Genomic DNA, 18,484 nt, shown 5'->3' on the forward strand with positions numbered 1-18,484 from the left:
CCGCCGCCGTCCCGGCGGGACGATGGAACCGAACGTTCGGTCGGTTGAGAGGTGGATGCCGTGACGGAGCCGCTGGACACGTCGGCGCTGCAGGAGCGCTTCGACGGGCTGATCGCCGCCGACGAGCGGATCGAGCCGCGGGACTGGATGCCGGAGGCTTACCGCAAGACGCTGGTGCGCCAGATCGCGCAGCACGCGCACTCCGAGATCATCGGGATGCAGCCGGAGGGGAACTGGATCACGCGTGCGCCGTCGCTGCGGCGTAAGGCGATCCTGTTGGCGAAGGTGCAGGACGAGGCCGGGCACGGGCTCTACCTCTACGCGGCGGCCGAGACGCTGGGCGTGGACCGTGCCGACCTGCTCGACGCGCTGCACAACGGGCGTCAGAAGTACTCCTCGATCTTCAACTACCCCACGCTGACCTGGGCCGACATCGGCGCCGTCGGGTGGCTGGTGGACGGCGCGGCGATCATCAACCAGATCCCGCTCCAGCGCTGCTCCTATGGTCCGTACGCGCGGGCGATGGTGCGCATCTGCAAGGAGGAGTCCTTCCACCAGCGGCAGGGCTTCGAGCTGCTCAACGACCTGGCCCACGGCACGCCCGAGCAGCACGCCATGGCGCAGGACGCGCTGGACCGCTGGTGGTGGCCGTCGCTGATGATGTTCGGGCCGCCGGACGCCGAGTCCTCGCACTCCGCGCAGTCCATGGCCTGGCGCATCAAGCGGCACTCCAACGACGAGCTGCGGCAGCGCTTCGTCGACATCAGCGTCCCGCAGGCCGAGGCGCTGGGGTTGACGATCCCGGACCCGGACCTGCGGTGGAACGAGGAGCGGGGGCACTACGACTTCGGCGTGATCGACTGGACGGAGTTCCAGGAGATCCTCGCCGGCAACGGGCCGTGCAACCGGCAGCGCGTGGCGGCGCGGGTGCAGGCGCATGAGGACGGCGAGTGGGTTCGGCAGGCGGCTTTGGCTTATGCGGCCAAGCACAGTGACAGTGAGAGGGACGTGGCGGCGTGAGTAGCGGTCTGCCTCTGTGGGAGGTCTTCATCCGCGGGCGGCGTGGGCTGTCGCATCAGCACGTCGGGAGCGTGCACGCCTCGGATGCGGAGATGGCGCTGCGTAATGCGCGGGATCTCTATACGCGGCGCGGCGAGGGGGTCTCCATTTGGGTCGTCCCGGCAGCTTCGGTTTCCGCGTCCTCGCCGGACGAGAAGGAGCCCTTCTTCGACCCGGCTGCGGACAAGGTCTATCGGCATCCGACGTTCTACCGGGTTCCGGAGGGCGTGAAGAACCTGTGACTACCTCTACAGAGACTTCTACAGAGTCCTCTGCGTCGGTTGCGCAGTACGCGCTCCAGTTGGGCGACGACGCGCTGATCCTGTCGCACCGGCTGTCGGAGTGGTGCGCACATTCTCCGGAGCTGGAGGAGGACGTCGCACTGGCGAACCTCGCGCTGGATCTCTTGGGGCAGGCGCGGACGCTGCTTACGTATGCGGGCTCTCTAGAGGGCGCAGGGCGTTCTGAGGACGACCTGGCGTTCCTGCGCACAGAGCGGGAATTCCGCAACGTGCTGCTGGTGGAGCAGCCCAACGGCGACTTCGCGGCGACGATCGCGCGGCAGCTGTACTTCGCGACGTACCAGAGCGAGCTGTACGCGGCTCTGTGCGATTCGACGGACCCGGAACTCTCCGCGCTGGCGGCGAAGGCGGTGAAGGAGGTCGCGTACCACCGCGACCACGCGGTGCAGTGGACGCTGCGCCTCGGCGACGGAACCGAGGAGAGCCACCGCCGCATGCAGGCCGGGCTGGAGCAGCTCTGGCCGTACACCGCGGAGCTGTTCTTCGCGGACCCGATCGCCTCGGCGCTGGTGGAATCCGGCGTCGCGGTCGACCCGCGCACGCTGCGGCCCGCGTGGGAGGCCTCGGTCGCCGGCGTGGTCGACGCCGCGACGCTGACGATGCCGGCCGACGGCTGGCAGCCGCGCGGCGGGCGCACCGGACGGCACAGCGAGGGTTTCGGGCTGCTGCTGGGCGAGATGCAGGCGCTGCACCGGCAGTACCCCGGGGCTAGCTGGTAAGCGGCGGAACTAGGACACGAGAACAAGCAACACGCGAGAACAAGCAAGACGCGAGAACAAGATGGAGGTGGCGAAGATGACGGTTGTCGAGGAGTACGTGGCGCTCGACCTGGCGGCGCTGGAAGCCGCTGCCTCGTCGGTCCCGGACCCGGAACTCCCCGTGGTGACCCTCGGTGACCTGGGCATCATCCGCGGCATCGCGCTTGCCGCCGACGGCGCGGTCGAGGTGCGCATCACCCCGACGTTCGTGGGCTGCCCAGCCACTGAAGTCATCGCCACCGACGTCCGCGCAGCGGTCGCGGACCGCCTCCGCGAATCTGGCGCACCCGACATCGAGGTGCGCACCCGCACAGCGATGTCACCCCCCTGGAGTACCGACTGGATCAGCGACGCCGGCCGCCGCAAGCTCGCCGAGCACGGCATCGCCCCGCCGAGCGGCGCCGCCCGGCACGCCGGCGGCCCCGTCGCCGTGACGATCGGGCGACGTCCCGTCTCTGCTGCCCCCGCCTGCCCCCGCTGCGGCAGCGCCGACACGCGCGAGCTCAGCGCGTTCGGCAGCACGCCGTGCCAGTCCCTGCGCGCCTGTCGGGCGTGCGGGGAGCCGTTCGGGGCTATCAAGCCCCTGTGATCTAGTCCCTTGATCTAGTCCCTTGTGAGAGCGCTGTGACCTTCCTTCCTGTCGTCGGCCTGGACCGGCTCACTGATGACGCCGTGCGCGTCGTGTTCGAGGTGCCCTCGGGGGAGCGGGACGGGTTCCGCTTCGTGCCGGGGCAGCATGTGACGGTGCGGGTGGAGCTCGGCGGGGTCGAGGCTCGGCGTGCCTATTCGCTGTGTGCTGCGCCGTGGGGCGATGGGGTGGCGACGCTGAGCATCGCGGTCAAGGAGCTCGGGCCCGGGGGCTTCGGGGAGATCGCGGCCGGCAAGCTCGGGGTCGGGGACCTCGTGGACGTGCTGCCGCCGGCGGGGCGTTTCGTCTTGCAGGAGGGCTCTGAGCACGTCGGTATCGTCGCCGGGAGCGGGGTGACGCCGGTCTTGGCCATGGCCGAGGTCGCGTTGGCTCGCGGGGATCGCTTCACTCTGATCTACGGCAATCGCACTGCCGCCTCTGTCATGTTCCTGGAGGAGCTCGCCGATCTCAAGGATCGCTACGGCGAACGGCTGATGGTGCTGCACGTGCTCTCCCGCGAGCCGCGCGAGGCGGCGCTGCTGACCGGGCGGATCGACGCCGAGCGGCTGCCGCAGTTGCTGGCCGCGGCGTCTCCGGGCCCTGAGGCGCACTACTACCTCTGCGGGCCGATGGCCATGGTCGACACCGCCAAGGAGGTGCTGGCCGAGCGGGGCGTGACGCGCGGGCACGTGCACTTCGAGCTCTTCCACGCCGAGGACGCCCCGCCGCCGGCCGCCTACGCCGAGACCGCCAAGGTCCTGGACGAGGGCGACGTCGACGTGACTGTCACCCTCGGCGGCCGTCGTACCCAGCTGGCCATGTCGAAGGACGACGACTCCGTCCTCGCCGCCCTCCTCAAGGCCCGCCCGGACACGCCCTACTCCTGCACCGGCGGCGTCTGCGGCACCTGCCGCGCGAAGATCGTCCAGGGCGAGGTCGCGATGGCCCACGACTACGCCCTGGAGCCGGAGGAGAAGGCGGAGGGGTTCGTCCTGGCCTGCCAGTCCCGGCCCCTGACGTCGGCGGTGGAACTTGACTTCGACGCATAGGGCATAGCCGCGCAGAGGTACAGCTGCGTAGAGGTATAGGCGCGCAAAGGAAAGCGGACCCCTAAGAAGCCTGCGAAAGCAGCCACTCGTCAAGCGTCTCCGCAGCCCGCACCTGCCCGGACACCCCGGCCCGCCAACCGCCGTCCTTCCGCCAGCCGTTTCGCGAACCCGCCCAGGACCCGACCGCGGACCCGACGGAGGACCTGCCAGAAACCTCGGGCTCCCCGACATCCAGAGGCGCCTCCACGCCCGTCCCCGGCCCCGCCGGGGCCGTAGGAGGCATCGGCACGCCCTGCCCCGCGCCCGGCTGCCACAGCTCGTCCATCCCGCCGTACGCGTCGAACCGAATGCTCGCCAGCGGGATGTTCAACTCCTGCAGCCGCGCGATCGTCGCCCGCACCATTGGCACGGACCCCGACACGTACACGTCGTGCCCGGCCCAGTGCTCGAAGAACTCCCCATAGCGCGCCACCACGTCGGGCAGCATCCCGCGCTCCCCGGGGTACCGCGGGTCGTGCGACACCGCCGATACCACCGACAGCCAGCGTCGCCGGTACGCCAGCCGTTCGAGCTCTGCCAAGTCGTACAGCTCGTCGTCATGGCGCGCCCCGTAGAACAACCGCACCTGTCGCGTCGTGTTCCACGTCGCCATGTCCTCGACCATCGCCTTGATCGGCGCCAGTCCCGTCCCCCCGGCGATGCACAGCAGGTCCCGCATCGACTGCGAGTTGCACAGCATCGTCCCGGACGGCGGTCCCAGCCGGACGACGTCGCCGACCTTCGTGTGGCTCACCAGTGCCGTCGACACCCACCCCGCGGGGATGGCGCGCACGTGCAAAGTCAAAGTGTTGTCGTGCCGAGGGGCGTTCGCGATCGAGAAGTGCCGCCACACCCGCGGCCAACGCTGTGTCTCCAGCGATAAGTACTGCCCTGCGCGGAACGCATAAGGCGCGTCCGGCGCCAGCGTGATCACGGCGATGTCGGAAGTACGCAGCTCGTGCCCGACCACCCGCGCGCTCCACCACGCCGGCGTCAGCTTCGCGTCCTGTTCCGCGGCCTCGATCATCGTCCCGGCGACGAGCTGGTAGGCCGCCAGCCAGGCGGCGTCCATGTCAGGGGTCCACGCGGCGCCCGCATAGCGTTTCAACGCTGATATGAGACACCGCCAGACCACGTCATAGTGTTCCGGCCGCGCACCGTACTTGCGGTGGTCGCGGCCCAGGTCCCTGAGATAGTCGGCCAGGCCGTCAGGGTGTTCGGCCTGGCCGACTATGTGCACCAGGGCCTGGAACAGGCGGTCGCGCTGCGCGTCCATCATCGGCGGGAACATGTCCCGCAGCGCCGGGTCCTCGGTGAAGAGCAGCGCGTAGAAGTGCGACAGGACCTGGTCCGCGCAGTCGGCGACCAGTGTGAAGCTCTCCCGGATCAGCGCCGGGACGCGTGCCGGGTCCAGGTCGGTACTCCCGGCACGTCCGGTACTTCCGCCGCTCCCGGCACTCTCGGTGTTTCCGCTGCTCCCGGCACCCTCGGTACTCGCGGTGCTGCTCGCCGCTGCCTGCCGCACCATATCTCGCGCCCCCAAAGCCTTCCGCCGGCTCCGTGACCCCAACGTCACGGAATGCATACCCAGCGCAAGCGATTACCTTAGGCTCCGGTGGCGTCGCGGAACGTTGAAGTCCGGTGGAAGTCCGGTCTGGTAAGGGTGGGATTGTCCGCTATGGCGCGGGGAAAAGTCCTGGAAGTCCGCCAGGAGTCCGGGGCTCTGCGGCGAGGCCGCGGCGCTATCGGGAGGGTTCCTGGCGCATCAGGGTCACGCGGCGGCTCAGGATGGCCTCCGCGGTGGCGCGTCCGTCCGGCCAGCGGCGGACGGCGATCCAGTCGTCGGTGAGGGGTCGTCGGAGGGGGTCCGCCGCCATCGATAGCAGCAGATTGGGGCCGTAGGTGGCTCTGAGCGTGCCGGTGCCGGATTCGGCCGTACATCCGCCTTCACCGGCTTCCGTGACCAACGCCGGTATGAGGTCGGCGCCGGCTGCTTCCTGCAGGACCGCGAAGGCCTTCTCGTGGCCCTCCGTCCAGCCCAGCGCCCGGAGCCGCTGTGAGCCCATCGGAGCTGCGGTTGACACGTATGCTGTCCCAGCTTTCACTGTTCTGTCCGGTTCTTGTCGACCGGGTTCCAGGTCCATCGCCTGTCCCGGTATCTACCGAAATCCCGGAAGATCGCTTCATGGTACGTACGGCTGCGACACGTTGTCGCAAGGTTTTCTGCCAGCTCAGTCGTCCGTAGGAAACCCTTCCGGACCGGGAGTGTCGACGTCCCTCTGAGCGGCAACCCGCTGGCGCAGTGCCAGCCTCGCAAGCCACAACCGCCGCGAGGGCCACACTTGTTCCACAGCCGCGTTGAGCGCCGCCCCGAGCAGTACGGCCAGCGCCGTCATGTACAGCCAGACGAGGATCGCCACGGACGCGGCGAGCCCTCCATACAGCGAGTTGGTCGGATCGGTGTCGGCGAACGTGCTGGAGACCCAGTCCCGCAGCAACGCCGACCCGCCGATCAACAACAGCAACGCCAGCACCGTGCCCGGCAGGTCCTGCGACCAGGGTGTCCGCACCGGCACGGCCAGGTGGTACAGGGTGTTGAGGAACGCCGCCAGCACCGTGAGCATCAGCGGCCAGTACACGGCATGGATCAGCCCGGTGACCGGCGGGAACGCGCTGACCAGCAGGTCCGGCCCGAGTACCAGCAGCGGGAGCGCGACCGTGCCCAGGAGTAGGCCGAGCATGTACAACCCGAACGCCAGCAGGCGGGTCCGCACTATCCCGCGGCGGCCGGACAGGCCGTAGGCGATCGTGATGGTGTCGACGTACACGTTCATGGCGCGCGATCCGGCCCACAGCGCCAGCACGAACCCTATGGAGATCAACTCGGGGTGTCCGTTGGCGAGCAGGTTCGTCAGCAGTCCGTCGAGCTTCAGGATGCCGGGCTGGGACAGCATCGTGCCGGCGGCGCCGAGGATGTTGTGCTTGATCTGGGTGATCCGCGCGGCGCCGATCCAGCCGTTCAGATACCCCAGGGTGCCGGCCAGCCCGATCACCAGCGGCGGCAGCGAGAGCAGCGCGAAGAACGCCGCCTCGGCGGCCAAGCCGGTGATCCGGTAGCGCATGCAGATGGAGAAGGTGATCCTGGTGACGCGCCACCAGTTCTGTGCCTGCGCGCGAAAGCGCTCGCGCGGCCCCAGGTGACGGTGCGGTTCGGCGTGCTCCGGCAGGTCCGGCTGCTCCCGGGGTTCCGGCACGAGGGTGCCGGGGTCGGGGGTGGCGCCGGAGCCGGCGGGCAGGTCGAGCACTGGGCGCATGCGCGGGTCCTTGGGTCCGACAGGGAGGTTCACAAAGGTCAACGGACAATCGGGTCGTTGTTACTAACGGGTAGCGAACACTAGGATCGGGTACTACGTTAACGGCAGCACGACGCAGTACCAGCATCACGCCGAAACGGAGATGACCGGCTCATGCCCGAAGGCCCCCTCGTCGGCCCCGCCGACGAGCCCCTGAACCAGGTTCCGCCGCTGGCCGGGTACAACGCCTACACCGCCGACCCGGCGCTGGCCGCGGCCGTGGCCAGGCTGTTCGGCAGCGGTTCGGCGACCGACACGGAGCTGACCGGGCTCGGCGCGCTGGCCGGCTCCTTCGAGGCCCGCGAATGGGGACGCCTGGCCGAGGCGAACCACCCGATCCTGCGGACCCACGACCGCTACGGCCGCCGCATCGACGAGGTCGAGTTCCATCCGGCCTGGCACGAGCTGATGACGGTCGCGGTCAGCCACGGCATCGCCGCCGCCCCCTGGCTGGAGGACGCCGGCACCCTGCGGCACACCGCCCGCGCCGCCAAGATGCTGGTCTGGGGCCAGACCGAGGGCGGCCACCTGTGCCCGGTCTCGATGACCTACGCGGCGGTCCCGGCGCTGGCCGCCGACCCGATGCTGGCCGCGGAGTGGACCCCGCGCCTGGCGTCCAAGAGCTATGACTTCGGCCTGCGCGACCCCGCCACCAAGGCCGGCTGCCTGGCCGGCATGGGCATGACCGAGAAGCAGGGCGGCTCCGACGTCCGCGCGAACACCACGCGCGCGACCCCGGTCTCCGGCTCCGACCGCGAGTACACGCTGATCGGCCACAAGTGGTTCACCTCCGCGCCGATGTGCGACGTGTTCCTCGTCCTGGCCCAGGCCCCCGGCGGCCTGTCGTGTTTCGTGATCCCGCGCGTCCTCCCCGACGGGACCCGCAACTCCTTCCGCCTCCAGCGCCTGAAGGACAAGCTGGGCAACCGCGCGAACGCCTCCTCAGAGGTCGAATTCCACAACACCCGCGCCTGGCGCCTCGGGGACGAGGGCCGCGGCGTGGCCACCATCATCGAGATGGTCGCCATGACCCGGCTGGACTGCGTCACCGGCTCCGCCTCGCTGATGCGCGCGGCGCTCGCCGAGGCGGTGCACCACACGCGGCACCGGATGGCGTTCGGCAAGCTGCTCGCCGACCAGCCGCTGATGCGCAACGTGCTGGCTGACCTCGCACTGGAGTCCGAGGCGGCGACGCTCACCTCGCTGCACCTCGCGGCGGCCACGGACGCCGGCTCCGACGAGGCGGCGCGCAAGTTCCGCCGGATCGGCCTGGCCGTGGCGAAGTTCTGGGTCACCAAGCGCTGTGCGCCCTTCGCGGCAGAGGCGCTGGAATGCCTTGGCGGGAACGGCTACGTCGAGGAGTCCGGTATGCCGCGGCTCTATAGGGAAGCGCCGCTGAACTCCATCTGGGAAGGCTCTGGGAACGTCAACGCATTGGACGTTCTGCGCGCTCTGGGTAGGGAAGACGGAGTGTGGGATGCGTTCTGCACAGAGGTCGGCGCGGCACGCGGGACCGACGCGCGCTTCGACGCGGCCTTCAAGGAGCTTCAGGACGAGCTGTCCTCGGTGGACGAGGCCGGCGCGCGTCGCTTCGTGGAGCGCATGGCGTTGCTTCTGCAGGGCTCTCTGATGCTTCGCTACGCGCCTACCGAGAACGCTGACGCATTCGTCGCCTCGCGGCTCGCCGGCGACTGGGGCCGAAGCTTCGGGACGCTGCCGCGCGGGCTGGAGATCGAGAAGATCGCCGCGCGCGCACTGGCGGTCTGAACCCGCTCAGCGGGAGACGACCAGATCCGCGTATTGAGGGTTCTTCTCTATGTACGCGGCGACGAACCAACACTGCGGCGACACCTTCAGGCCGTGCTCCCGCGCGTCGTCCAGCGCTCGCTCGGCCATCAGTCCGCCGAAGCCGCGGCCTTCGTACTGCGGCTCCACCACGGTGTGCGGCATGACGACTACTCCGTCATGCACGGAGTACGCCAGGACGCCCGCGAGCGCGCCGTTGACGCGCGCTTCGTAACGCTTGCGCTCCTGGTTGTCGACCACCGTGACCTCGTCGTTCACAACCTGCCTCCGGCTCCCTCTACGATCTTCAGTAGTGTGCGCATCAGCGTAACCGGGATGACTTTTATGCCCAGGAGGCAGAAGTGACAGCGGACGGCGAGGGGCTCCGGATCCACCCCGAGGTGATCGAAGCGCTGGAGTCGGACACCCCGGTGGTGGCGCTGGAGTCGACGATCATCAGCCACGGGCTGCCGCGTCCGGACAACCTGCGGGTGGCGCGGGAGATCGAGCAGACCGTGCGGGATCACGGCGGCGTGCCGGCCACCATCGCGGTGATCGATGGCAAGCCCTGCGTCGGTTTGTTCGACGAGGAACTGCGGCTGATCGCGGAGTCCGACGACGTGGTCAAGCTCGGCGTGCGCGACCTCGGCGTCGCCGCGGCCAAGGGCCTGCACGGCGCCACCACTGTCGCGGCGACCGCGTCTCTGGCGGCTCAGGCCGATATCGACGTCTTCGCCACCGGCGGCCTCGGCGGCGTGCACCGCCACGCCCGGGACAGCTGGGACGAGTCCGCCGACCTGACTGCGCTGTCGCGGATCCCGATGGCGGTGGTGTGCGCCGGGGTGAAGTCGATCCTGGACGTGCCGGCGACGCTGGAGCGGCTGGAGACCCTGAACGTGCCGGTCTTCGGCTACCGGACGACCCAGTTCCCCGGCTTCTACCTCGCCGACTCCGGCCACGCGCTGGAGTGGAGTTTCGACTTCGCCGAGGAGATCGCCGACGCGGTGCTGCAGCACTGGCAGCTGGCGTGGCCGGCGGTGTCCAGCGGCGTGCTGATCGCCAACCCGATCCCGGTCGAGGACCAGCTGGACCCGGTGCTGCACGACCGGATCCTGAACGACGCGCTGGCGGCGGCGGAGAAGGACGGGATCAGCGGCAAGGACGTCACGCCGTTCCTGCTGGAGTTCTTCCACCGGGAGACCGGCGGGGAGTCGCTGCGGGCGAACGTGCTGCTGGTGAAGCGCAACGCCGAGCTCGCCACCCGGATCGCGGCGGAGATCATCGACGCCGCGCCGAACCAATAGCGCAGCCCTGATGCCACCTGTGCCGCCGATGCCGCCTGTGCCACGGACGCCCGCGGCCGGGACGGCGCCGATCCTGGTGATCGGGGACCTGATGGTGGACGTCCTGGCGCGGCTGGACGGGCCGCTGGTCGCCGCCTCCGACAGCCCGGGCAGCATCTCGATGCGCGGCGGGGGGTCGGCGGCCAACACGGCGTGCTGGCTCGCCGCCACCGGCGCCGAGGCGCTGTTCGTGGGCTGCGTCGGCGACGACCTGCCGGGCCGCGAGGCGGCGGCGGCGCTGCACGCGTGCGGCGTCCGCACGATGCTGAAGGTGGACCCGTCGCGGCCGACCGGCACGGTGGTGGTGCTGGTCGACCCGACCGGCGAGCGCACGATGGTCCCGGACTCCGGCGCGAACAGCGCCCTGACCCCGATGGACCTGCCGAAGGACGAGTTCCTCCCAGGCCGCCACCTGCACCTGTCGGGCTACACGATCCTGAACCCCTCGACCCGCGCGGCCGGCGTCGCGGCCCTGGACCTGGCGCGCCGCCGCGGGATGACGACCTCGGTGGACGTCGCCTCGGCGGGCCCGCTGGCCGCGGTGGGACCGGACTGCTTCCTGGACTGGATCGGCGACCCCTTCATGCTGATCGCCAACCGTGACGAGGCGGCGGTCCTGACCGGCATCGACGACGACCCGGTGGCGGCCACCCGGGCGCTGACAGAGCTGTGCGACCAGGTGGTGGTCAAGCTCGGCGCGGACGGCGTGGTCCGGCACGACGCGCTGTTCGACCGCACGATCCGAGTCCCGGCGGAGCAGCTGGCGCCGGGGGAACTGGTCGACACGACCGGCGCCGGCGACGCGTTCGCCGCGGGGTACCTGGCGGCGTGGATGCGGGACGAGGATCCGGAGGAGGCCCTGGCGGCCGGGTGCCGGCTGGCGGCTCGGGTGATTCGGAGGGTCGGGGCGCGGCCTTAGGGGCGGGGCGGGTCTGGCGGCGCGGCGCGAGCAGGCCCCGGGGATGCGGCGGCTGCCGGAGCGCGAGCCGGAGCTGGAGCGGCGGTGCGGCGCGGCGCGATGCGGTGCGGGGCGATGCGGGGCGAACAGTCGCTGGAGCGTGAGCTGAGCTGCGGCTGGAGCGCGCTGGCCGGACTCGGCGGCGGGCGCCTCAGTCCGCCGCAGTCGGCCTTAGTCTGCCTCGCCGACGTGGAACTCTTTGCGGGCGGCCACATATGTCGACATCGTCCAGCACACTGCGGTGGCGGCGATCACCAACACCGCCGGCAGCAGCGGCAGCCGGGGGGCCTGGTCGCTGGGGGTGATTCCGCGGATGGCGGCGTTCACTGGCGAGCCGGCGGCCACCAGCACCGTGATGGCCAGGATGCCAGCGATGGGGATGGCCCAGGTCGCGCGTACCAGGAGCGGCGGGTTGCACAGGGCGCCGACCGCGCTGCCGGCCACGACGCAGGTCGCCATCGTGAGCAGGCCCGCGGTCAGTGCGGTCGTGGGGTGGATGCTGCCGACCGCGGCCAGCATCCCCGCCGCGCCGCCGGCTGCCAGGACGAAGCCGACGATCGCTGCTGCCGCCAGGGCCGCGATGTGCGGGCGGCGCGGGCCCACGGCTGCGGCCACGCAGTGCCGCGCGGCCTCGGGCTCGGCGGTCAGGGCGGCGCGCGTCAGCCAGGCCACCGACGGGACCAGGCCCGCGCCGGCGTAGCCGAGTGCTTCGCCGACCTTCGCCGAGCCCTGTGTTCCGACGCTGACGATCGCCGCATAGAAGATCGTCGCGGGGAGCCAGCGGCCGGAGCGCAGGAGGAGTGCGACGTAGTAGCGGATCAGCGCCGGCATCAGGAGGCCTGCTTCGCGCGGATCTGAGCGGGGGCCTGCGATACAGCGACGATGTGTACCTCCGGTCCGAGGGCCAGGAGATGCCTCAGGACCTCGTCCGAGAGCGCATCATCGACCACGATCCGGTGTAGGCCGTCGCGCTCAGAAGTGATCGCGGCCGCTGGCGGGAGCGAGATCTCTGCCACTACCCCGGCCACCTCGATCGCCACCAGCCGGGACGTGGCAGCGGCCCCGCCCGCGAACTCCTGGTCGGCCGCATGCAGCGCCCCGTCCCGCACCACCCACCGCTCGTCCGTGGCGTCCGCCAGCCGCGCCGCATCGTGGTCCACGAACACCACGCACGCCCCGCCCCAGGCCCGCTCCCGCACCACCGCCGCCAGCTCGTCGCGGGCCGCGACGTCCAGCCCCGTCCACGCCTCGTCCAGCACCAGCAGCTCCGGATCGCCGAGCAGCGCCTGCGTCACCGCGATCTTCTGCGACGTCCCCTTCGACAGCTCCTTCATCGCGGTCCCGGCGAACTGCGCCGCTCCGAACCGCTCCAGCCACTGCGTGCCCTGCGACGCCGCGACGCCCCGCATCCGCGCGTGGTGCCGCAGGTACTGCCCGGCCGTGAACGGCAGCACGGGCGGGAACCGCTCCGGTACGTACCCGGTCGACGGACGTCCGCTCACCCGGCCGCTGGACGGCTCCGCGATCCCCGCGATCACCCGCAGCAGCGTCGACTTCCCGCTGCCGTTGTGTCCCTGGATCCGCACGACCCGCCCCGGCCGCAACTCCAGCCGCACGTCACGCAGCACCCACGGCCCGCCGATGCGGTACCGCTTGCCGATCCCGTCGAGAAGCACGTTCCCAGTCTGCCTTCACCGACCGCTGTGATGTCCGCGCAAGCCCACGACCGTCGCGATCACCCCGGCGGCCGCGATGAACCCGCCGATCATCAACGGCCCGTCATAGGTGTGCGCGGGAGCGGCCAGCGCGAGCAGCGAATAGTGCACGTTCCACACGATCCCCGCGACGAACGCCAGGAACCCCGCCAGCGCGAGCTGTTCCGAGTGCTTCATGGCCGTCCCACCCCCGATCAGAACACTCACTCCTCAGGGTGCCCCGTCCGATCCTGTCTATACCACCAACCGCAACTGCCGCTCCGCCGCCCGGATCCGCACCGTCTGCCCCCACCCCAAAGACAGCCGGTCGGCCTCGATCCCGTCCCCGAACACCACCAGCGACTCGCCCTCGATCCGCACCGTCAGCTCCGCGCCGTCCGGAAGCAGCCCCTCCGTCAGCGAAGCCCCCGTTGTCGGCGACGGCCACGCCTCCCGCACGAACCACCCCAGCTCCGGATCGGTCGGCCCCGGCAGCGCGATCTGCCGCGCCCGCTGCCGGGCGATCGACAGCAGCCAGCCCGTCGCCCCCGTGCCGGACCCCACGAGCAGCCCCGACGACGAGTGGTGCTCCTCCTCACCCCCCGGAGTGCTCAGCAGGTACCGCGCGGACTGGTGCCCGGAGTGCCCGAGGTACACCTCGTTCAGCGCCAGCAGCGATTCCCCGTCGTCGGTCGCGGCCGAGACCATCGTGCGCGCCTCGACCTGCGCCCGGCCCGCGCTGATCCCCGCGAGCAAGGACTCGAAGTCCCTGGGGGAGTGCCGCACCAGCACCCCCACGTTCCGCCCCGGATCGGGGTCGATCCCGATCACCGGCTGGCCGTCCAGGTACTTCGCGGTGTTGGCGACCAGGCCGTCCTGGCCGACCACCACCACGACGTCCTCCGGCTCGAACAGGAACCGCGGCAGGTCGGCCCGCTCGACCGTCCCGCGGCGCCACTCCTTCGGGATCGTCGCGGAGACCGCCTGTACCGCGCCGCTCAGCATCTCGTGCCGCTTCTTCACCGAGGACAGCGACACCCCGCGCCGCTTCTGCACGAACTCCGCCTGCCCCCACGTGCCCTGCTCGGCGACGATCTCGTCCCGCTCGCTGTGCCGGTGCACGACGACCACCCGCGGCGCCACGGACATCGCTCAGGACCCCGCGCCCTGGGAGGCCCCGCCCGCCCCGTTCGCCAGCTTCGACAGCAGCCCGGTCACCACGTCCGGCGTCAGGTTCACCGTCCCGATCTCCGGCAGCTGTCCGGCGAACTCGCGCAGCGCCAGCGTGAACAGCACATTGCGATCCAGTCCCGCGTACGCCGCCAGCTTCGCCGCCTCGTTCTCCGCCTGCGCCGCACCCACGGCCCGCAGGTCCTCGACGTTCGCCGAAGAACGCGTCCGCAGCGCGTCTGCGTCGGCTTCGGCGACGATCCGGGCCCGCTCGGCGTTCGACGCGGTGGCGATCCGTGCGCGCTCCGCCTCGCCCTCGGCCGCGATCCGGGCCCGGTCCGAGTCGCCCTCGGCGGCGATCCGCGCCGCGGCCGCCTGCTCGGTCGCCCGGCGCCGCGCGTTCTGGCCCTCCTGCGCGACCAGATTCTCCTCGCGCATGGCCAGCTCGATCTTGCTCTGCAGCTCGTTCTCGGTGATCGCGCGCTCGCGCTCGACCGCCAGCGCCCGGCGCTCGAAGCCCGCGCGGTCCGCCTCCTGCTGGATCAGCTCCCTGGTGGGGGTGCGCAGCGCGCGCTCCACGTCGGCCTCCGGCTTCACCGCGACCACCCGGACGCCGATCACGCCGATGCCGGTCTCGGCCAGCCGCTCGTCCGCGGCCAGGCCGCCGGCCACGCGCTCCTGGACCGCGGCGGTGCCCGAGGCGAGCGTCTCGGCCAGCTCCATTGTGGCGACGAGGGTCAGCGCGTGCTGCTGTGCCAGCTCCGTGAGCAGCGTCGCGACCTGCTCCAGCGGGGTGGCCCGCCACTGGCCGGTGAGCGGGTCGACGGCGAAGTCCAGGCGGCGCGTGGCCACGGCCGGGTCGACGAACCGGTACGTCATCGACGCCTGCACCGCGACGTCCTGGAAGTCCTTGGTGCGCGCGTGGAACAGCATCGGCAGTTCGCGGTCGTCGACCGGGACCTCGGCCAGGACCGCGCTCAGCGGCCGGAACCAGAACGCCTGGCCGGTGCCCTCGTGCGCGACCTTGCCGCGCCGCAGGTGCACCACGTGGTTGGTCGGGCTGCCGCGGAAGTGGCTCAGGAACAGCCGCTTGGTGATGTCCGCCATTTCTCTCCCCCAAGAAATTCGAAGCTCTGCGTTGCGAGACGCTGCGACGGTAGCCCCTCGGACCTCTTATCGTCAAGCTGACGAGAAAAGGGGCCGACGGCGTCGGGAGACTCAATATCCGCATACTCGACGGCCTGGCCGCCGCGCGACGAGGAAACGTCCGCGTCCTTGAGTCCGGGCGATGCCCCGACCTGCGGGTGATCATTCCGACGGGTGACATCGGCCCGACTATCGGCTAAGAATCCTCAAGTCCGCGGGTGGTGCGGCCGACGACAACAACATGAGCATTCCTACACACATGACCGGGACCGTCGCGCCCGTCGACACCCTTCCCGCCGCACCGTCCCCCGTCGCCAACACCCTGGCCGCCGCGGCCGGCGGCACCATGACCGACTCCTACCTGTCCCTGCGCGCCGGGACCCAGGCCCGCGGGCTGCACGGCCAGCTGGTCCAGCAGCTCGGCCGGATGATCGTGGCCGGCGAGCTCGGCGCGGACCGGCCGCTGGTGCCCGAGGAGATCGGCCGCCGCTTCGAGGTCTCGCGCACCGTGGTCCGCGAGTCGCTGCGGGTGCTGGAGGCCAAGGGCATGGTGACCGCGCGTCCGAACGTCGGTACCCGGATCCGCCCGGTCCCGGAGTGGAACCTGCTGGACCCGGACGTCATCGAGTGGCGTGCGGCCGGGGTCGCGGGCCTGGACCAGTGCCGCGAGCTGGCCGAGCTGCGCTGCGCGTTCGAGCCGCTGGCCGCGCAGCTGGCCTCGGGGCGGCTCTCGGAGTCCGCCGCGGCCCGGCTCTCGGAGCTGGCCGTGCTGCTGAAGCAGGCCGCCGCCAACGGCGACCAGCCCGGCTACGCCAGGGTCGACGGCGAGTTCCACGCGCTGCTGGTGGCCGAGTGCCCGAACCGGATGGTGGAGCATCTGGCGCGGGTGGTGACCGGGGCGGCTGAGAGCGCCGGGATGCGGCGCCGGTCCTGCGGGCCGATGGGCGACGCCGGCGCGGCGGCGCACCAGCGGCTGGCCGACGAGATCGCGGCCGGCGACGGTGCGGCGGCGGCCAGTGTGATGCGTGCCATGCTCGCGGCTCAGCTTGAGGAGCACACTCCGGCCTACGGGCTGCCCGGACAGCGCGGACAGTGAACAACCGGTGATCGACGCCAGCCGGTTGCGTGACCGGAACGTCGGTTCGTGGTGCGGGGCACCGTCGCCTCGGGGGACGCTGAGAGGCGTTCAATAGGCGGTGCCCGCCGATTACCCGGTATCCAGTCCCCGGGGAATACATCGGCGTGCCACAATGCTATGTCGCGTGCAATGCGGAACGACCGGGTGCGACCGGCCGGATCCGCGGCGCGATCGGAATCTTCCACACGAACCCGACACAGAGCAAGACGGTCCGCGTACCTTGCGGGCTGTATCCCGGCTCACGTCGGAAGCGGGTGGTTGCCATCCAGTAGCGAGAGGGTTTTCGTGTCGGCCAGCACTTCCCGTCCACTGCCCGCCGAGATCGCCGAGTCCGCCCACCTCGTGGCGCTCATCGAGCGGGGCAGGGCGCAGGGACACATTGCCGCAGACGAGGTGCGGCAAGCCTTTGAAGAGGCGGACATCCCGATGGCCAAGGCCAAGAGCGTCATGCGGGCCCTGACCACCGTACTGCACGAGGAAGGCGTCGACCTGACGGTCAACGCCGCGCAGAGCGCCGGGGTCGCGCGCAAGCGCGTCGCCGCGGCGAGCAAGACGGCGGCCAAGAAGACGACCACGGCCACCGCGGCCAAGGCGACCACGGCCAAGAAGGCCGTCGCCAAGCCCGCGGCCCCGGCCGTCGCGACCGCCAACGGCGCGTCCGAGGACGCGGACGCCGAGGCCGCCAAGGCCCCGGCCAAGAAGACCGCGGTGAAGAAGACCGCGGCGAAGAAGACAACAGCGGCCGCCGACGGCGAGGCCGAGACCGGCAACGGCCCGGCCAAGAAGGGCGCGGCGAAGAAGGCCGCCCCGGCCAAGAAGGCCGCGTCCGGCAAGAAGGACGGCGACGAGGACGGCGACGAGGCCGAACTTGAGGAAGACGTCGACCTGGAGCTGGAGCTCGACGACGAGGAGGCCCCCGATCTGGAGGTCGCCGCCGTCGACGAGGAGAGCGAGGAGGCCTCCGAGACCGAAGGGGCCGCCGGCGCGGACAAGGAAGAGGGTTTCGTCCTCTCCGACGACGAGGACGACGCCCCGGCCCAGCAGGTCGCCTCCGCCGGTGCCACCGCGGACCCGGTGAAGGACTACCTCAAGCAGATCGGCAAGGTCCCGCTGCTCAACGCCGAGCAGGAGGTCGAGCTCGCCAAGCGCATCGAGGCCGGCCTGTTCGCCGAGGAGAAGCTGAACGACGGCGAGCCGCTGACCCCGGAGTTCCGGCGCGAGCTGGACATCATCGCCGAGGACGGCCGCCGGGCCAAGAACCACCTGCTGGAGGCGAACCTCCGCCTGGTGGTCTCGCTGGCCAAGCGCTACACCGGCCGCGGCATGCTGTTCCTGGACCTGATCCAGGAGGGCAACCTGGGTCTGATCCGCGCGGTCGAGAAGTTCGACTACACCAAGGGCTACAAGTTCTCGACCTACGCGACGTGGTGGATCCGTCAGGCCATCACCCGCGCCATGGCCGACCAGGCGCGGACCATCCGCATCCCGGTCCACATGGTCGAGGTCATCAACAAGCTGGCCCGCGTGCAGCGCCAGATGCTCCAGGACCTCGGGCGCGAGCCCACCCCGGAGGAGCTGGCCAAGGAACTGGACATGACGCCCGAGAAGGTCGTCGAGGTCCAGAAGTACGGCCGGGAGCCGATCTCCCTGCACACCCCGCTCGGCGAGGACGGCGACAGCGAGTTCGGCGACCTCATCGAGGACTCCGAGGCGGTCGTCCCGGCCGACGCGGTGTCGTTCACGCTGCTGCAGGAACAGCTGCACTCGGTGCTCGACACGCTCAGCGAGCGGGAGGCCGGCGTGGTGTCCATGCGGTTCGGGCTGACCGACGGCCAGCCCAAGACGCTGGACGAGATCGGCAAGGTCTACGGGGTCACGCGCGAGCGGATCCGGCAGATCGAGAGCAAGACGATGTCCAAGCTGCGGCACCCGTCGCGGTCGCAGGTGCTGCGGGACTACCTGGACTAGGAGTCCGTCGGCGCCACCTCGGTCCGCAAGGTCCGCAAGGTCCGCAACGCCGAAAGTGCGGCCGTCCCGGAAGGGGCGGCCGCACTTTCAGTAT

Annotated in this window: 19 protein-coding genes; 10 read left to right on the forward strand and 9 right to left on the reverse strand. The window is 70.8% G+C overall.

From position 1 onward, the window contains the following. Positions 1-60 precede the first annotated feature (60 nt). The 5 genes from paaA (at position 61) to ABH935_RS19510 (ending at position 3,796) form a co-directional block, all read left to right on the forward strand. Complete coding sequence (gene paaA / locus ABH935_RS19490) at positions 61-1,020, forward strand: 1,2-phenylacetyl-CoA epoxidase subunit PaaA (RefSeq protein WP_370379328.1); 960 nt, start codon at positions 61-63, stop codon at positions 1,018-1,020. Then, complete coding sequence (gene paaB, locus ABH935_RS19495; protein WP_194922004.1) at positions 1,017-1,301, forward strand: 1,2-phenylacetyl-CoA epoxidase subunit PaaB; 285 nt, start codon at positions 1,017-1,019, stop codon at positions 1,299-1,301. The genes paaA and paaB overlap by 4 nt, the downstream gene beginning before the upstream one ends. After that, positions 1,298-2,080: a 1,2-phenylacetyl-CoA epoxidase subunit PaaC gene (gene paaC / locus ABH935_RS19500; RefSeq protein ID WP_370379329.1), complete on the forward strand. Its 783-nt coding sequence runs from the start codon at positions 1,298-1,300 to the stop codon at positions 2,078-2,080. The genes paaB and paaC overlap by 4 nt, the downstream gene beginning before the upstream one ends. Before the next feature lie 76 nt (positions 2,081-2,156). Next, entirely contained in the window at positions 2,157-2,708 is a 552-nt protein-coding gene (gene paaD, locus ABH935_RS19505) for a 1,2-phenylacetyl-CoA epoxidase subunit PaaD (RefSeq protein WP_370379330.1), read from the forward strand. A gap of 35 nt (positions 2,709-2,743) precedes the next feature. Next, a complete protein-coding gene (locus ABH935_RS19510) occupies positions 2,744-3,796 on the forward strand; it encodes a 2Fe-2S iron-sulfur cluster-binding protein (protein WP_370379331.1) in 1,053 nt (350 codons plus the stop codon). Between the two features lie 61 nt (positions 3,797-3,857). Here ABH935_RS19510 and ABH935_RS19515 read toward each other — a convergent pair whose 3' ends face one another. The 3 genes from ABH935_RS19515 to ABH935_RS19525 form a co-directional block, all read right to left on the reverse strand. Beyond that, entirely contained in the window at positions 3,858-5,363 is a 1,506-nt protein-coding gene (locus ABH935_RS19515) for a globin domain-containing protein (protein ID WP_370379332.1), read from the reverse strand. A 214-nt stretch (positions 5,364-5,577) separates the two neighbouring features. Then, the gene (locus ABH935_RS19520; RefSeq protein ID WP_194920988.1) at positions 5,578-5,919 is read right to left on the reverse strand and encodes a hypothetical protein; all 342 of its coding nucleotides are present in this window, start codon (positions 5,917-5,919) and stop codon (positions 5,578-5,580) included. 147 nt (positions 5,920-6,066) lie between these two features. Beyond that, positions 6,067-7,149, reverse strand: a complete 1,083-nt coding sequence (locus tag ABH935_RS19525) for a YihY/virulence factor BrkB family protein (protein ID WP_370379333.1) — start codon at positions 7,147-7,149, stop codon at positions 6,067-6,069. Positions 7,150-7,302: 153 nt separating this feature from the next. On the opposite strand from ABH935_RS19525, the gene ABH935_RS19530 reads away from it, so the two are divergent. After that, positions 7,303-8,955 (forward strand): acyl-CoA dehydrogenase family protein, encoded by a 1,653-nt coding sequence (locus ABH935_RS19530; protein WP_370379334.1) that lies wholly within the window; start codon positions 7,303-7,305, stop codon positions 8,953-8,955. Positions 8,956-8,961: 6 nt separating this feature from the next. Here the strand turns inward: ABH935_RS19530 and ABH935_RS19535 are convergent, their stop codons facing one another. Beyond that, positions 8,962-9,252 (reverse strand): GNAT family N-acetyltransferase, encoded by a 291-nt coding sequence (locus tag ABH935_RS19535; RefSeq protein WP_370379335.1) that lies wholly within the window; start codon positions 9,250-9,252, stop codon positions 8,962-8,964. A gap of 83 nt (positions 9,253-9,335) precedes the next feature. On the opposite strand from ABH935_RS19535, the gene ABH935_RS19540 reads away from it, so the two are divergent. Both ABH935_RS19540 and ABH935_RS19545 read left to right on the forward strand, forming a co-directional pair. After that, positions 9,336-10,277 (forward strand): pseudouridine-5'-phosphate glycosidase, encoded by a 942-nt coding sequence (locus tag ABH935_RS19540; protein ID WP_370379336.1) that lies wholly within the window; start codon positions 9,336-9,338, stop codon positions 10,275-10,277. A 37-nt stretch (positions 10,278-10,314) separates the two neighbouring features. Next, complete coding sequence (locus ABH935_RS19545; RefSeq protein WP_370379337.1) at positions 10,315-11,235, forward strand: carbohydrate kinase family protein; 921 nt, start codon at positions 10,315-10,317, stop codon at positions 11,233-11,235. 210 nt (positions 11,236-11,445) lie between these two features. On the opposite strand, the gene ABH935_RS19550 is transcribed toward ABH935_RS19545, so the two are convergent. Genes ABH935_RS19550 through ABH935_RS19570 form a run of 5 tightly spaced genes read right to left on the reverse strand, consistent with a single transcriptional unit; the run spans position 11,446 to position 15,245 of the window. Continuing rightward, positions 11,446-12,105 carry an ABC transporter gene (locus ABH935_RS19550; protein ID WP_370379338.1) on the reverse strand — a complete coding sequence of 220 codons (660 nt, stop codon included), beginning with the start codon at positions 12,103-12,105 and terminating at the stop codon, positions 11,446-11,448. After that, a complete protein-coding gene (locus tag ABH935_RS19555) occupies positions 12,105-12,950 on the reverse strand; it encodes an ATP-binding cassette domain-containing protein (RefSeq protein ID WP_370379339.1) in 846 nt (281 codons plus the stop codon). Before ABH935_RS19555 ends, ABH935_RS19550 begins: the two co-directional genes overlap by 1 nt. Before the next feature lie 15 nt (positions 12,951-12,965). Continuing rightward, on the reverse strand, positions 12,966-13,166 hold the full coding sequence (locus tag ABH935_RS19560) for a hypothetical protein (protein ID WP_370379340.1): 201 nt from the start codon (positions 13,164-13,166) through the stop codon (positions 12,966-12,968). A gap of 57 nt (positions 13,167-13,223) precedes the next feature. Continuing rightward, positions 13,224-14,117: a hypothetical protein gene (locus ABH935_RS19565; protein ID WP_370379341.1), complete on the reverse strand. Its 894-nt coding sequence runs from the start codon at positions 14,115-14,117 to the stop codon at positions 13,224-13,226. 3 nt (positions 14,118-14,120) lie between these two features. Then, positions 14,121-15,245, reverse strand: a complete 1,125-nt coding sequence (locus ABH935_RS19570; RefSeq protein WP_370379342.1) for an SPFH domain-containing protein — start codon at positions 15,243-15,245, stop codon at positions 14,121-14,123. 280 nt (positions 15,246-15,525) lie between these two features. Between ABH935_RS19570 and ABH935_RS19575 the strand changes: the two genes are divergently transcribed. Together ABH935_RS19575 and ABH935_RS19580 are read left to right on the forward strand one after the other, a co-directional pair. Beyond that, on the forward strand, positions 15,526-16,380 hold the full coding sequence (locus ABH935_RS19575; RefSeq protein ID WP_370379343.1) for a FadR/GntR family transcriptional regulator: 855 nt from the start codon (positions 15,526-15,528) through the stop codon (positions 16,378-16,380). Between the two features lie 327 nt (positions 16,381-16,707). Further along, positions 16,708-18,390: an RNA polymerase sigma factor gene (locus tag ABH935_RS19580; RefSeq protein WP_370379344.1), complete on the forward strand. Its 1,683-nt coding sequence runs from the start codon at positions 16,708-16,710 to the stop codon at positions 18,388-18,390. Positions 18,391-18,484: the final 94 nt, after the last annotated feature.

Source organism: Catenulispora sp. GAS73 (assembly GCF_041262085.1).
In the GTDB taxonomy this organism is placed as follows: domain Bacteria; phylum Actinomycetota; class Actinomycetes; order Streptomycetales; family Catenulisporaceae; genus Catenulispora.